Origin of the sequence: Streptomyces sp. NPDC005728, from assembly GCF_040630895.1 — a bacterium.
GTDB lineage: Bacteria > Actinomycetota > Actinomycetes > Streptomycetales > Streptomycetaceae > Streptomyces.
In genome coordinates, this window is sequence record NZ_JBEXYL010000061.1 from 46,436 (window position 1) to 59,702 (window position 13,267).

The following is a 13,267-nucleotide window of genomic DNA, read 5'->3' on the forward strand; positions in this document are numbered from 1 at the left end:
CCCTTCGGCGTCGTACGGGGCTGTTACGCCGTCTTCTGCTCTCCCGGCCCCCGGCCCCGCGCATCCCGCGGAATCAGCGTCGGGTTCACGTTCGAGTGAACGACGTCCGCCGTGATGACGACCCGCGCCACGTCCTTGCGGGACGGGACCTCGTACATCACCGACATGAGGACCTCCTCCATGATGGCGCGCAGGCCGCGGGCGCCGGTCTGGCGGAGGATGGCCTGGTCCGCGATGGCCTCCAGGGCCTCGCGCTCGAAGTCCAGCTCCACGCCGTCGAGCTCGAAGAGGCGCTGGTACTGCTTCACCAGGGCGTTGCGGGGCTCGACCAGGATCTGGAGGAGCGCTTCGCGGTCCAGGTTGTGGACGGAGGTGATCACGGGCAGCCGGCCGATGAACTCGGGGATCATGCCGAACTTGACCAGGTCCTCCGGCATGACGTCCTCGAAGATGTCCTTGGAGGCGAGTTCCCGCTTGGAGCGGATGGTCGCGCCGAAACCGATGCCCTTGGCGCCCGCGCGCGCCTCGATGATCTTCTCCAGACCGGCGAAGGCACCACCCACGATGAACAGGACGTTCGTCGTGTCGATCTGGATGAACTCCTGGTGGGGGTGCTTACGGCCGCCCTGCGGCGGGACGGAGGCCGTGGTGCCCTCCAGGATCTTCAGCAGGGCCTGCTGGACACCCTCGCCCGAGACGTCGCGGGTGATGGAAGGGTTTTCACTCTTCCTCGCGACCTTGTCGATCTCGTCGATGTAGATGATCCCCGTCTCGGCCTTCTTGACGTCGTAGTCGGCCGCCTGGATCAGCTTCAGGAGGATGTTCTCGACGTCCTCGCCCACGTAGCCCGCCTCGGTCAGCGCCGTGGCGTCGGCGATCGCGAACGGGACGTTCAGCATCCGCGCCAGGGTCTGCGCGAGGAGGGTCTTGCCGGAGCCCGTGGGGCCGAGCAGGAGGATGTTGGACTTCGCCAACTCGATGGCGTCGTCACGGCCTTGGGCGCCGCCGTTCTCGCCCGCCTGGACCCGCTTGTAGTGGTTGTACACCGCGACGGAGAGGGCTTTCTTCGCGGCCTCCTGGCCGACGACGTAGCCCTCGAGGAACTCGTAGATCTCGCGGGGCTTCGGGAGTTCCTCCCAGCGGACCTCGCTCGTCTCCGCGAGCTCCTCCTCGATGATCTCGTTGCAGAGATCGATGCACTCGTCGCAGATGTACACACCGGGCCCTGCGATGAGCTTCTTGACCTGCTTCTGGCTCTTGCCGCAGAACGAGCACTTGAGCAGATCGCCGCCGTCACCGATGCGTGCCACGGTGTGCTTCCCCTTCGCCTGGGAGACGCCTGGACGCTTTCGAATCCAGCGGCTCCTGGTGCTGCCTTATGTCCGACGGTACCTTGCCGGGCCCCGTGTTCGGGCCCCCCTTGGCAGGGTTCACTTTGACGTGCACCGTGCCAAGAGGGACAGAGAATACGTCGACAGTTGCGTCGACCCGCGTCAGCGGACCGATTCGTTGTTCATCTTCCGGGTGGAGATGATCTGGTCGACGATGCCGTACTCCAGCGCTTCCTCGGCCGTGAGGATCTTGTCGCGCTCGATGTCCTCGCGGACCTTCTCGATCGGCCGGTTGGTGTGCTTGGCGAGCATCTCCTCGAGCTGCGTACGCATCCGGGTGAACTCGTTGGCGATGATCTCCAGGTCCGAGAGCTGACCACGGCCGGTGGAGCCGGCCGGCTGGTGGATCAGCACGCGCGAGTTCGGCAGCGCCATGCGCTTGCCCGGCGTACCGGCGGCGAGCAGGATGGCCGCGGCGGAGGCCGCCTGGCCCATGCACACCGTCTGGATGTCGGGCTTCACGAACTGCATGGTGTCGTAGATGGCCGTGAGGGCCGTCATGTCGCCACCGGGGCTGTTGATGTAGATCGAGATGTCCCGGTCCGGGTCCATCGACTCCAGGCACAGCAGCTGCGCCATGACGTCGTTGGCGGAGGCGTCGTCGATCTGGACGCCCAGGAAGATCACGCGCTCCTCGAAGAGCTTCGCGTACGGGTCGTACTCGCGGATGCCCTGGGAGGTGCGCTCGACGAAGCGCGGGATGACGTAGCGGCTGTCGGGCCGGGGACCTTCGTACATGCCGCTGGCGGCGCCGTGGAAGTTGCTCATGAGGGTGTTCACCGTCCTGGTGGCGTTCTGGGGGCTGGGGTCGTGGCGGTGCGTGGCGTGGCCGGGCCGGTCAGGCACCGGTGCCGCCGCCTCCCGGAACACCCGAGGCGTGCGTGATGATCTCGTCAATGAGACCGTACTCCTTGGCCTCTTCCGGGGTGAACCAGCGGTCGCGGTCGCCGTCGCGGACGATCGTCTCGACGGTCTGGCCGGAGTGCAGCGCGGTCAGCTCGGACATGGTCTTCTTGGTCCGCAGCAGGTACTGGGCCTGGATCTTGATGTCCGAGACCGTACCGCCCAGGCCGGCAGAGCCCTGGTGCATCATGATGTCCGTGTGCGGCAGGGCGAAGCGCTTGCCGGCGGTGCCGCCGGTGAGCAGGAACTGGCCCATCGAGGCCGCCATGCCCATGCCGATCGTGACCACGTCGTTCGGGATGTACTGCATGGTGTCGTAGATCGCCATGCCGGCCGTCACCGAGCCGCCGGGGCTGTTGATGTAGAGGTAGATGTCCTTGGCCGGATCGGCGGCGAGGAGCAGCAGCTGCGCGGTGATCTTGTTGGCGATGTCGTCGTCAACCTGCTGGCCGAGGAAGATGATCCGCTCGTTGAGCAGCCGGTTGTAGACCTGGTCGCCGAGGCCACCACCGATGGAAGGCTCGCCGGCGGCGGAGGGCATCAGATTCGTCACGTATCCACCTGCTCGTCTTACGACGGCGCCGGGCCGTCTCATTGTTCTGCCTTTCATGGACCCTAACGCGACGGCCCCTTCGGGGAATCCCGGAGAAGCCAGTGTTCGCCGGGGGCGTAGCGCCGTGGTGCCAATCCGTCATGGTCGGCTGCGGGTGCGTTGTGGCTTGTCGCGCCCCGCGGCGGAGCCGCATGTCGATCAGCCCGGCGCCCCTGAGCAGGACCTCGCCCCCGGTACGACAAACGGGCCCCGGGGAAAGTCCCCAGGGGCCCGTCTACGTCGTCAGAGACGCCGTGGGACTCAGCCCTCGGCCTTCTCCTCGTCCGCGTCCTCGGCGGAGCCCTCGGCGGCCTCGACCGTCTCGATGGCGGCCTCGGTCTCGTCCTCGTCGTCCAGGTCGACGACCTCGCCGTTGGTGTCCTTCACCGTGGCGGCCTCGACCACGACGGCCAGGGCCTTGCCGCGGGCGACCTCGCCGACCAGGAGCGGCACCTGGCCGCCCTCGACGACGGCCTGGGCGAACTGGTCGGGGGACATGCCGGAGGAGGCCGCACGCCGCATGAGGTGCTCGGTGAGCTCCTCCTGGTTGACGTTGAGGTTCTCCTTCTTGACCAGCTCGTCGAGGACGAACTGGGTCTTGATGCCCTTGACCGCGGCCTCGCGGGTCTCGGTCTCGAACTCCTCGGCGGTCTTGCCCTGGATCTCCAGGTACTTGTCGAGGGTGAGGCCCATCTGGCCGAGCTGGTGGTGCTCCAGGTTGTGCTTGCGGGTGTTGATCTCGTCCTCGAGCAGCTTCTCGGGGACCGGGACCTCGACCAGCTCGAGGAGCTTCTCCAGGACGCGCTCCTGGGCCTGCGTGGCCTGGTCGTACTGCTTCATGTTGGCCAGGCGCTTGCGGCTGTCGGCCTTCAGCTCGTCCAGCGTGTCGAACTCGGAGGCGAGCTGCGCGAACTCGTCGTCCAGCTCCGGCAGTTCACGGGCGGCGACCTGGGTGACCTTGACGGTGACCTCGGCCTCCTTGCCCGTGGCGGAGCCGCCCTTCAGCTCGGAGGTGAAGGTGGCCTCGCCACCGGCCTCCACGCCCTTGACGGCGTCGTCGATGCCGTCCAGCAGCTCGCCCGAGCCGATGGTGTAGGAGACGCCGTTGGCGACGCCGTCCTCCAGGACCTCGCCGTCGACCTTGGCCTCCAGGTCGATGGTGACCACGTCGCCGTCCTCGGCGGCACGCTCGACCGGGGAGGTGGAGGCGAAGCGCTCACGGAGCTGCTCCACCGACTTCTCGATGTCCTCGTCGGTCACCTCGACGGCGTCGACCTCGACCTCGATACCGGAGTAGTCCGGGATCTCCAGGGCCGGGCGGATGTCGACCTCGGCGGTGAAGTTCAGCGTCTCGCCGTCCTTCAGCTCGGTGATGTCGACCTCGGGCTGGCCCAGCGGGCTCAGCTCGGCCTCGTTGACCGCCTCGGTGTAGAACTTCGGAAGCGCGTCGTTGACGGCCTCCTCCAGCACCGCACCGCGGCCGAACCGCTGGTCGATGACGCGGGCCGGGATCTTGCCCTTACGGAAGCCCTTCACCGTGACCTGCTGGTTGATCTTCTTGTACGCCGCGTCGAGGCTGTCCTTGAGCTCCTCGAAGGGCACCTCGACAGTGAGCCGAACCCGGGTCGGGTTCAGGGTCTCCACGGCGCTCTTCACGGTTCGGTCTCCTTGTGGCTGACTTCTTGGGTTCTGCCGGAGCCAGACTGGTCCGGCGGATTTAGCCGCCCGGAGGAGTTCGTAGGCCGAGTGGGCCGGGACACACGGGCGCGCAGCTTGCATAGTAACCGCAGCCGCTCAGCGCCCCAAAAGGCGATCAATCCGGTGACGTGAGCCGGTGGTCGGGGTGGCGGGATTTGAACCCACGGCCTTCCGCTCCCAAAGCGGACGCGCTACCAAGCTGCGCCACACCCCGTCTGGTGCGACACGTAGGGTACATGCCCCGGCCGGTTCCGTCGGCCGCTTTACCCACAGCCACGCGCGCGGCGTCGCCGCAGTCCAACACGTTGGCCTCCGCAGCGGGCGACCCGCTACGATGCTCTGCAGTGCCGCGGTCGCCGACCGACGGCGCACTGTTGCGGGCGTAGCTCAATGGTAGAGCACTAGTCTTCCAAACTAGCTACGCGGGTTCGATTCCCGTCGCCCGCTCTGTTTGACGAAGGCCCAGGTGAGAGGGTGTTTTCCTCTCCCTGGGCCTTCGTCCGTTCTTGGGGCCGGTCAGCCCTCCGTGTCCCCCGCGTGCCCCATCGGCCGGCGACGCCGCTTCAGAGCGTCCACAATCACCGCGTCCACGCCGTCGGCAATCTCCCGCTCACGGCTCTCCGAGGTGTGCTGATAGATCAGCGCCGCGCGAGTCGAGCTGTGGCCGAGCCGGGTCATCAGCTCGCGTGTGCTGGCGTTCGTCTGAGACGCCAAGGTGTTGCCCGTGTGCCGAAGATCATGGAACCGGAGACCCTCGATGCCCGCCTCCTTGCACGCCTTGTGCCATAGGCCATTGAAGTGGTTCCGGCGGGGCGTGGCGCCCTTCGCGCCGACGAAGACCCGGCCGTCCGCACCGAGCTCGGCGAACTGCTTCATATGGGCGACGACCACCGGCAGGATCGAGCGCGGGATGGCCACGGACCGCTTGCCCGCCTCGCTCTTGGGCGCCTTGTAGACGTGCTTGCCGGTGTTCAGCTCGGCCACCGAGCCGCGCACCCGGATCATGCCCGCGTCCAGGTCGACATCCCGTCGGCGCAGTGCGACCAGCTCACCCCAGCGCAGGGCACAGAACGCTCCGAGCAGGACCAGGGCGCGGTAGCGGGGCTGCGAGGCATCGGCGATGGCGAAGACGTCCGAGACGGCAGCTGTGGGCCGCTCCGGGGTGCTCACCGTGCCACCGTTCCTGATCTGGCACGGGTTGCGGCGGATGAGACCGTCCCCCACGGCCGTGCCCATGATCGTGCGGAGCAGTGAGTAGGCCTTGGCGACGGTGGTCGGGCCGGTACCCGCGTCCAGACGTGCACGCCTCCAGGTGCGGACGGCAGCCGGGGTGATGTCGGCGATGGCCAGACGCCCGAAGGTGGGCGCCAGGTGCACCCGTACGAGGATCGCGTACAGCTCGGCCGTGCTGACCGCCAGTGGACGCTCATTCACCCAGGCCACCGCGTACTTCCCGAACGGCACCTTGGCCGCGTCCGGGTCCCTCCAATCGCCCTGCCGCAGCTCTGTCTGCATGTCGGCGAGCCAGTCATCCGCCTCACGCTTCGTACGGAACGTGTCAGGCGCCGGCCGCAGAACCCCGTCAGGACCGACGTAGCGGGCCTGATAGCGCCCGGACGAGAGCTTGCGGACCCGGCCGAACTGTCGACGCTTTCCAGCCATCAGGCAGCCACCGCCCGGCGAACAGAGACGCGGCGGCGCGGTGCGACGGTGTTGGCGCTGATGAAGTCGCGTACGGCGCTCTCCGGGATGCGTACGTGCCGGCCGACCTTCACGTAGGTGATCCGCCGCTCTTCGATCAGGCGCCGGGGGAAGCGCACGGTCGTGCCGAGCATCTCGGCCACCTGATCAACGCTGAGGTACCGCTCATTCATGGTCGTGCGCTCCTTCCAGGGCGAGCTGTGCAGGCAGTTCTTCGCGGGCGATCTCCCGGTTGTGCTGGATGTCGCGGCGGATGTTGGCGGCGAGCCAGGATTCGCCGGGGGTGTGGCCGTGGCCGGCGTAGGTCCAGTGGGCGAGGGTCAGGGTGCTTGCCTCCGGTTCGTCGTCGGGGTCGGGCAGACCCAGGGCATGGCGTTGCTGGGCTGCCCGGTAGTCGGCGCGGACCTGGCGGAGGGCGCCGAGGGTGGTGGAGTAGCGGCGGGACTTGGTGGAAAAGTGGCCGCGGAAGCCGAGCATGTGGGCCCAGTCCCGGAGCTTGCGGTCGGGGTAAAGCGGGTGCAGGTCGAGGCATGCCTCGATCAACCGGCGCGGATGGTCCGGCACGCCGAGCAGGTCGAGGGCCTCTCTGTTGCCAATGCGGCGGTCCACGGTGCCGGTGGTCTCGGCAGCCTTGGTGGCGTACTTAGCGACGTAGGAGGCGACGGCCTGTTCGGTGATCTCCTCGCCGTCGCCGAAGGCCCGGATCGGGCGCACGTCGATCTGTTCACCCCACCGCAGCGTGCGGGCCGGCTGGTCCCCAGCGGGGTCGACATCGACGGCGACGCGGGCGGCAGCGGCGCGGATCGCACCGTCGAGGAGATCGCCGGTAGCCCACGGCGGAGGCGGGCTGTCGGGCCCGTCCGGTCCGTCGAAGCGGATCACGGCGTGGAAATGCACGGCCCCACGCTTCTGGTACTCGGCGACCTTGCCGAAGGAGACCCGGGACTCCTCGCGAGCGTCCTTCTGGGTGAGGCCGGCTCGCTTCGCGATCTCGCGGCGCAGGTAGATCGTGAAGTAGCGCCACAGGTCAGAGGCGTGGTTGTTCCACAGCACCGCGCCCGCGTAGTCGTACGTCTCCGGATCGAGCGGGATCCCCAGTTCCGAGGCGTCTTCGGCGTGGTGGGTGCCGCAGCGGCAGGGCCGGTTGCCGGGCCGGTTGTGGACCGGGCCGAACGACGGCGCGGTGAGCGTGGCGAACACGCGCGGGTGGTCGCGGATGGTGTGCGGGGTGCCTTTGTCGGGGTCGCCGATGAGCCCGGCGCGGATGAGGTGGTAGGTGTCTCCGGCGTAGGTCCAGGCGCAGGCGGGGCAGCGGGAGGCGCGGCGGTTGCCGCAGGCGATCCGGAGTCGGCCGCCGGGTTCGGTGTCGGTCGAGTAGTGGTGCAGGACCTGGCCGGTGGTCTTGTCGCGGGTGACGGTGGAGCCGGTCAGGTGGATGGGGTCGGTGCAGCCGCCGGTGCAGCGGATCTGGTCCTGGATGCGGTCAAAGCCGGTGGACCCGGCCAGCCTCAGCAGGTCGGTGAGGGTGGCCGGGTCCAGGCCCGCCGTGGTGGCGGCGTTGGTCACGCGTTCTCCCCCTTGGGCGGGTGGCGGTCGATCCAGTCCTCGGCGCACACCTTGTGGACGGGCTTGCCTCGGTCGGAGCGGAGCGGGGTGGGCTTGGTGCAGATCACGCACGGCTGGTCGCCGGTGTGGTCGAAGTGCTCGGGCGAGCGCCAGTCGAGAAGGGCCACGGTCACCGCCCCCAGCGCCGCTTTTGCGGGGTGCTGGCGTCGCTGCTGGACGGGCCGGACAGGTCCGTGCGGCCGGGGCGGGACGGCGTGGTGTCGCGTCCGCTGTCGTGCAGCTCGTGTGCCTTGGCGGTCTTCTTCGCGCGTTCGTACTCGCCGTCGAGTCCGTCGGAGTGGATGCGGCTGATGCCGCGGCTCCAGTTGCGGGGCATCAGACGGTCACCTCCTGTGTGCGCGAGGCGCGGAGGCTGCCGGTGCCCTTGCAGGCCGGGCAGGTGACGGTAAGGGTGGCGCGGCTGCCGTCGCCGTTGCGGGTGCCGGTGGTGATCGCGGCGGTGGCGAAGCCGTCGCAGTCACGGCAGACGGGCGTGTTCTGGGCGCGCTGGGGCATGATGGGGCTTCCCTTTCGGGTCCGTTGGATCTGGATGAGGAGGCAGGCGCCCGGAGCGGCGGAAGTTTGGCGACCGAGGCCGCTCCGGGGGCCGTTCAGCGACGGCGGTTGTTGCGGCCGCGCCGGATGGGCGGGATGGAGTCGTAGGACTCCTGGCCTTCGCGGAAGTCGCTGAGGTCGGTCATGTCCTTGTCGTTGCCGACCTGCCGCATGATCCGATTCATGGCCTTGGTGTCACGGTGACGGCGGGCGATGGCGTACTCGCGGCCGAGTTCGACCATCTCCTCGTTGCGGGCAGGCTCGGGGTCGTTGTTCTTGCGGCCGAAGATCCCCATGTCAGTGACCCTTCTGGTTGTTGACGAGCGAGCGGAGGACAACGGCGGTCACGGCAACGGACATGCCGGTGATGGCGACCGCCAGGAGCAGGGAGACCAGGACCGCGCCAACGACGAGGACCACGGCGCCTCCACCGGCAGCGAGGGCGAGCGCGCTGCCCGGGGTGAGCTGGACTACCGGCCGGTTCGCCACCGGGGCCGTCGGGGCGACCGGGGCCGGGGCCTGGACGGCGGGTGCCGGGGTGGTGGTCTGCGGATGGATGGTGGTCGGGGGCGGTGCGGTGTCCTGGGGCGGGTACTTCGGGGTGAACACGAGGCTTGTCCCTTCGGGTTGGGTTACTTGTCGATGACGGTGCCGACGGCGGGGCCGAGGAAGCTTCCGGCGATGAGGTAGCCGCCGATCAGGAGCAGGGCCACGAGCCACCAGGGCGGGCGGACGTGCTTGACGCCGAGGTAGCCGACGGCGAGCAGAGCGAGCCAGAGCGGAACCTGCATGACAGGGCGTGTCCCTTCTAGGCCTTGCAGCGGTGGGTGCGGGCGGCGAGTTCGGCGCCGGCCCGGGTCGGGTAGTCGGAGGCGAAGCCGCAGCCGGGGGCGGTACAGACGGCGGTGTGCATCTCGCGGCCGCGGCCGTCGTAGGAGGTGCCGACCTCGACGGGCCCGATACGGATCACGTTGCGAAAGCGGCGGTAGGCATTCACGGATGAACCTCCCTTCGATTCAGGCAAGTTGGAGTTGGTCAGTGATCGCGCGGGTCATGTCGGCGGGCAGCCCGAGCCGGGCCGAGAGAACGTCGGCAGGCATCGGAGACCCGGTGGAGGCCCGGTGAACTTCCACGAGCTTGCGGGCGTGATCCAGCAACGCAGCGGGGACGACCGGCGTAGGAACGGCAGACTCCACGGGCACCGGGTCCAGTTCAGGAGCCGGAGCGGGCTCATCGGTGCGGCGAACCTCTACTTCCGGCACGGCCAGCTCCTCGGTGCGGTGTTCCGGCATCGGGTCAGCCGGGAGCGGGGCTGTGGGCGAGTGGACGAGGAGGGTTCCGCCGAGGAAGGCCAGGGCGGGCCAGCCGGCCACGAGGATCCGCAGCCAGGAAGGCACCTGGCCCAGGTCGAGGAGTCCGGCGGTGGCGATGTTCGCGCCGAGCGAGGCAGACAGCGCGATCACGAACCAGGTCCAGGCCGAGCGGTCACGCCGGACGGTCCGCAGCCGGCGCCATGCGGCGACCAACAGCAGGTCGACGGAGACCGGGTAGGCCCAGGCCTTCCACCCGGACTGCCCGGCCGCAGCCGCGAGGTCGTGCAGGTGAGCGAAGGACAGCGCACCCGCGATCACGGCCTGAATCAGGACCGCATCCGGACGGACAGCGGAGCGGGGCATGTGTGACACATCCCTTCACAGGAGTCGAGCCCAGGAGCGGGCGGAGGTCAGTCGGGGCTCTGACCGGAGCCGAGGCAGTTGAGGCAGAGGCCGGCCTGCTCGCCGACGGCGCGGCGCTTGCGACCGACGCGGACGGTGCGGGAGACCTCACCGGTGCCCTTACAGACCGGGCATTCCTTGCTGTCGGTCTTGGGTGGGGCAGTGTCAGGTGTGGCCACGGGCGGTGCCCTCCTTCCGGTTTTCGGCATAGGCCGGGTAGGGACCTGGCGCGAAGGGCGGTCGCGCCGACCGGTGGAGCAGGGGTGTTACTCCGTGACCGGTCGCGGCTTGACCAGCGACGGGCCGTCCGCCGGCGCCTCCGCGAGCGCGTCGGGGCGGAAGGGTTCGAGGAACGGGAGGTCCGGGACCAGGTGACGGAAGTCCCGGCAGACGGCGGCGACTTCGTCACGGGAGGTTTCCGGGGTACGGATCTTCGACCAGCCGCCGGAGGTGTCCGCCGCAACGGCGGTGCCGGCGCGGTTCATCGGGATCAGGCTTGCGGCGGGGACCGCGTCGGGGGCGACGTCCCCCAAGCCCATTTCTGCGGTCTGCTTGTCGTTGACGCGGTGCACGACCCGGCCGGTGAGCTGGGCACGGAGCATGGTGGCGCCCTTGCCCAGGTCGTGGCCGAAGCGCTGCCCGCAGATCTCCAGGTAGATGCCGGCCGCGCGGGCCATCTGTGCGAGCCGGATCAACGCGGTCACGAGCCTTTCGCGGCGTTCCTCGTCCTTGCGGGAGGAGATCAGGAAGAGTTCTGCGATCTCGTCGACCAGGACGACCAGGGGCACCGGGCGCAGGTTCTCCGGCAGCTCCCACAGGTCCGAGACACGGAGCTTGCTCAGCAGGTCGAAGCGGTCTTCCATCTCCGCGACCAGCACCGCGAGCAGGGAGGCGGCTTCATCGGGGTTGGTCACCAGCGCTGACAGGCGCGGTGCGTAGGCGTTCTGTTCCACCCCGCGCTTGCAGTCGATCCCGACCAGACCGACCGGAAGTTGAGCGAGGCCCTTGATCAGGTTGCGCTGGTACATGGACTTGCCGGACCCGTTCGCGCCAAGCGTGAGCGCCATCGGAGCCCTGCGGTAGTCCCGTACGAAGGCGGTCCCGTCCTCGCACAAGGCGACCGGCACGATCATGTCGTGCGGCATGGCCTTGCGGGGCATTCGCACCCGACGCAGCACGTCGTAGCCAGTCATCCGCAGCTCGATGAACCCCGGCTTGATCTCCGTCACGGTCACCGAGTACACGCCCCAGGCGTGCCGCAGCCGTTCGGAGGCTGCCGCGACGTCGGCGGGCTCCAGGCCGGCCGGGAGCCGCAGGGTCACCCGCAGTCCGGTCGACGTGCCGCGCACCTGGCGGATCTTCGGCGGCACCGGCTGCACCTCACGGCGAGCCACGTTGCGGGTCATGAACGCCCGCAGACCGGACGGCTGTACCGTCAGCCCGCACACGTCCATCGTGGACCGGTAGGAGAACCCGAACCGGGCCAGCGTGACCGGCAGTCCGACCGTCGCCCAGTACGCGCGCGGAGCTCGCACCTTCGCGTAGCCGACACCACCGGCGCCCGCTAAGCCAGCCGTGGCCTCCAGCCACATTGTCAGGTCAGTCATGGTCAGGCCGCCGGGGTGATCGCGACCGCGCGGAACGAGATGCCGTGCCGCTTCTGGCCGTTGAACTCGTTCTCCCAGTCCCGCGCCTTGAGGCCGATGACCTTGACCGGGATGCCCGGCGCCAGGCCCTCGGGGTAGCCCGTCTCCGGGATGGTCACCTGGTACAGGTTCCCCTCACCCTCGTCCGAGACCAGCAGACCCACCGTCGACAGGGCCGCGCCCGTCTCCCGGTCCATGGCCCGCTCCCCGGTCTTCGCGTTGGCCAGCTTCGGCGCCGGCGCGGTCGCCACGAACACCACAGCAGTCGAAGTGTCGATCTTGAAAGACGGCATGAGCACATCCCTCGTTCCCGGAGATCGCCGAGCGCGACCTCTCTAGACATCTCCATTGGAGCGCAACCTGTATAGAGACGTCAAGGGAATCTGTATAGAGATGTTGGTTGAGTTCGGTTCGGGCTACGCACACAGGGCCGGGGTGTGCACCATGCCCTAGGCTGTCTAGAGAAGAGAGGAGGGCTTCCGAATGGCCACCACCGACGACGACCGTCGACCGAAGTACCAGCGGATCGCGGACTCCCTGCGCGAGGCGATCCAGTCGGGCGAGTACGGTCCCGGTGATCGGCTTCCGGGAGAGAACGAGTTGATGGCCACCCACGGCGTGGCCCGCATGACGGCCCGTCAGGCTCTGAGCGTTCTCAAGGACGAAGGCGTCGCGGAGTCCCGCAAGGGCGCCGGCGTGTTCGTGCGTTCGTTCCGCCCCCTGCGTCGCCGAGGCATTCAGCGGCTTTCGCAGCAGCAGTGGGGCAGCGGTCAGTCCATCTGGTCTGCCGACATCGAGAACCGCACGCTTGTCGTGGATCAAGTCACGGTCTCGGAGGAGAGGGCACCCCAGCGCATCGGTCAGTTTCTAGACCTGGCCGACGAGGACGCGGTGTGCGTGCGGCGGCGGCGGTTCGTGCTAGAGGAGAAGCCCGTTCTGCTCGCCACGAGCTACCTGCCCATGTCGATGGTCGCGGGGTCGGCGATCACTCAAGAAGATACGGGCCCGGGCGGGACATACGCCCGCCTTGCCGAACTCGGCTACAAGCCGGTGCACTTCCGGGAAGAGATCCGCTCGCGCATGCCCACGAAGGATGAGGCGGCGCAGCTGGGCATCTCCGCAGGCACGCCTGTCATTCTCATCTGCCGGACCGCTTTCGCGGACGAGGGTCGCCCCGTGGAGATCAACGAGATGACACTTGATGCCGCCTCCTATGTCCTGGAGTACGACTTCGACGCGTAGGCCGACGCGGAGCTGTTACAGGTTTCTCTACCTCATCAAGGCCCGGCTGCGCTCCGCTCCGCCGGGCGCGCTCCCGGCTCCGCTGCGGGCGACGCTCCTGCCTCCGGCCCGCTCCGCCCGCGCTGCGCCGACGCGCGCCCACAGGTGGATACTCCAGTTCCAGTCCCTGTACCGGATCAACGCGCTGTGCCTGTGGTGCTCGCTGGCCTGGGTCGCCAC

The 13,267-nt window shown here is 68.6% G+C and carries 19 protein-coding genes, 2 tRNA genes and 1 pseudogene; 3 read left to right on the forward strand and 19 right to left on the reverse strand.

Features of this window, described 5'->3' with window-relative positions; genetic code table 11:
• Positions 1 to 23: 23 nt before the first annotated feature.
• The 5 genes from clpX to ABZ471_RS32100 all read right to left on the reverse strand — a co-directional run bounded on the left by clpX (position 24) and on the right by ABZ471_RS32100 (position 4,798).
• On the reverse strand, positions 24 to 1,310 hold the full coding sequence (gene clpX / locus ABZ471_RS32080) for an ATP-dependent Clp protease ATP-binding subunit ClpX (RefSeq protein WP_359071343.1): 1,287 nt from the start codon (positions 1,308 to 1,310) through the stop codon (positions 24 to 26).
• Between the two features lie 183 nt (positions 1,311 to 1,493).
• Positions 1,494 to 2,159, reverse strand: a complete 666-nt coding sequence (locus tag ABZ471_RS32085) for an ATP-dependent Clp protease proteolytic subunit (protein WP_359071374.1) — start codon at positions 2,157 to 2,159, stop codon at positions 1,494 to 1,496.
• A 70-nt stretch (positions 2,160 to 2,229) separates the two neighbouring features.
• Positions 2,230 to 2,835, reverse strand: coding sequence for an ATP-dependent Clp protease proteolytic subunit (locus ABZ471_RS32090; RefSeq protein WP_359071376.1), 606 nt, complete (start codon positions 2,833 to 2,835; stop codon positions 2,230 to 2,232).
• A 312-nt stretch (positions 2,836 to 3,147) separates the two neighbouring features.
• Complete coding sequence (gene tig, locus ABZ471_RS32095; RefSeq protein WP_359071345.1) at positions 3,148 to 4,542, reverse strand: trigger factor; 1,395 nt, start codon at positions 4,540 to 4,542, stop codon at positions 3,148 to 3,150.
• A gap of 179 nt (positions 4,543 to 4,721) precedes the next feature.
• A tRNA-Pro gene (locus tag ABZ471_RS32100) sits at positions 4,722 to 4,798 on the reverse strand.
• Positions 4,799 to 4,960: 162 nt separating this feature from the next.
• Here ABZ471_RS32100 and ABZ471_RS32105 point away from each other — a divergent pair.
• Positions 4,961 to 5,031: transfer RNA gene (locus ABZ471_RS32105), tRNA-Gly, on the forward strand.
• A 69-nt stretch (positions 5,032 to 5,100) separates the two neighbouring features.
• Here the strand turns inward: ABZ471_RS32105 and ABZ471_RS32110 are convergent.
• From ABZ471_RS32110 to ABZ471_RS32175, 14 genes are all read right to left on the reverse strand, one after another.
• The gene (locus ABZ471_RS32110) at positions 5,101 to 6,246 is read right to left on the reverse strand and encodes a site-specific integrase (protein ID WP_359071346.1); all 1,146 of its coding nucleotides are present in this window, start codon (positions 6,244 to 6,246) and stop codon (positions 5,101 to 5,103) included.
• Positions 6,246 to 6,458, reverse strand: coding sequence for an excisionase family DNA-binding protein (locus ABZ471_RS32115; RefSeq protein WP_359071348.1), 213 nt, complete (start codon positions 6,456 to 6,458; stop codon positions 6,246 to 6,248). The genes ABZ471_RS32110 and ABZ471_RS32115 overlap by 1 nt, the downstream gene beginning before the upstream one ends.
• Positions 6,451 to 7,851: a replication initiator protein RepSA gene (repSA, locus tag ABZ471_RS32120; RefSeq protein ID WP_359071349.1), complete on the reverse strand. Its 1,401-nt coding sequence runs from the start codon at positions 7,849 to 7,851 to the stop codon at positions 6,451 to 6,453. The genes ABZ471_RS32115 and repSA overlap by 8 nt, the downstream gene beginning before the upstream one ends.
• On the reverse strand, positions 7,848 to 8,024 hold the full coding sequence (locus ABZ471_RS32125) for a hypothetical protein (protein ID WP_359071378.1): 177 nt from the start codon (positions 8,022 to 8,024) through the stop codon (positions 7,848 to 7,850). Before ABZ471_RS32125 ends, repSA begins: the two co-directional genes overlap by 4 nt.
• Positions 8,021 to 8,227, reverse strand: a complete 207-nt coding sequence (locus ABZ471_RS32130) for a hypothetical protein (protein WP_359071351.1) — start codon at positions 8,225 to 8,227, stop codon at positions 8,021 to 8,023. Before ABZ471_RS32130 ends, ABZ471_RS32125 begins: the two co-directional genes overlap by 4 nt.
• Entirely contained in the window at positions 8,227 to 8,406 is a 180-nt protein-coding gene (locus tag ABZ471_RS32135) for a hypothetical protein (RefSeq protein WP_359071353.1), read from the reverse strand. The genes ABZ471_RS32130 and ABZ471_RS32135 overlap by 1 nt, the downstream gene beginning before the upstream one ends.
• Before the next feature lie 95 nt (positions 8,407 to 8,501).
• Entirely contained in the window at positions 8,502 to 8,741 is a 240-nt protein-coding gene (locus tag ABZ471_RS32140; protein WP_359071355.1) for a hypothetical protein, read from the reverse strand.
• Position 8,742: 1 nt separating this feature from the next.
• Positions 8,743 to 9,054, reverse strand: coding sequence for a SpdD protein (locus ABZ471_RS32145; RefSeq protein ID WP_359071357.1), 312 nt, complete (start codon positions 9,052 to 9,054; stop codon positions 8,743 to 8,745).
• A 23-nt stretch (positions 9,055 to 9,077) separates the two neighbouring features.
• Complete coding sequence (locus ABZ471_RS32150; protein ID WP_359071359.1) at positions 9,078 to 9,236, reverse strand: hypothetical protein; 159 nt, start codon at positions 9,234 to 9,236, stop codon at positions 9,078 to 9,080.
• A 17-nt stretch (positions 9,237 to 9,253) separates the two neighbouring features.
• On the reverse strand, positions 9,254 to 9,442 hold the full coding sequence (locus tag ABZ471_RS32155; protein ID WP_359071361.1) for a mobile element transfer protein: 189 nt from the start codon (positions 9,440 to 9,442) through the stop codon (positions 9,254 to 9,256).
• 19 nt (positions 9,443 to 9,461) lie between these two features.
• The gene (locus ABZ471_RS32160; protein ID WP_359071363.1) at positions 9,462 to 10,121 is read right to left on the reverse strand and encodes a DUF2637 domain-containing protein; all 660 of its coding nucleotides are present in this window, start codon (positions 10,119 to 10,121) and stop codon (positions 9,462 to 9,464) included.
• 47 nt (positions 10,122 to 10,168) lie between these two features.
• Complete coding sequence (locus ABZ471_RS32165; protein WP_359071364.1) at positions 10,169 to 10,339, reverse strand: hypothetical protein; 171 nt, start codon at positions 10,337 to 10,339, stop codon at positions 10,169 to 10,171.
• Between the two features lie 87 nt (positions 10,340 to 10,426).
• Positions 10,427 to 11,767 carry an FtsK/SpoIIIE domain-containing protein gene (locus ABZ471_RS32170; RefSeq protein WP_359071366.1) on the reverse strand — a complete coding sequence of 447 codons (1,341 nt, stop codon included), beginning with the start codon at positions 11,765 to 11,767 and terminating at the stop codon, positions 10,427 to 10,429.
• A 2-nt stretch (positions 11,768 to 11,769) separates the two neighbouring features.
• Positions 11,770 to 12,099, reverse strand: a complete 330-nt coding sequence (locus ABZ471_RS32175; RefSeq protein ID WP_359071368.1) for a hypothetical protein — start codon at positions 12,097 to 12,099, stop codon at positions 11,770 to 11,772.
• Between the two features lie 190 nt (positions 12,100 to 12,289).
• On the opposite strand from ABZ471_RS32175, the gene ABZ471_RS32180 reads away from it, so the two are divergent.
• Positions 12,290 to 13,048, forward strand: a complete 759-nt coding sequence (locus ABZ471_RS32180) for a GntR family transcriptional regulator (RefSeq protein WP_359071370.1) — start codon at positions 12,290 to 12,292, stop codon at positions 13,046 to 13,048.
• A pseudogene (locus ABZ471_RS32185) lies at positions 13,020 to 13,267 on the forward strand (hypothetical protein); the annotation flags it as partial. The gene ABZ471_RS32180 and the pseudogene ABZ471_RS32185, both read left to right, overlap by 29 nt.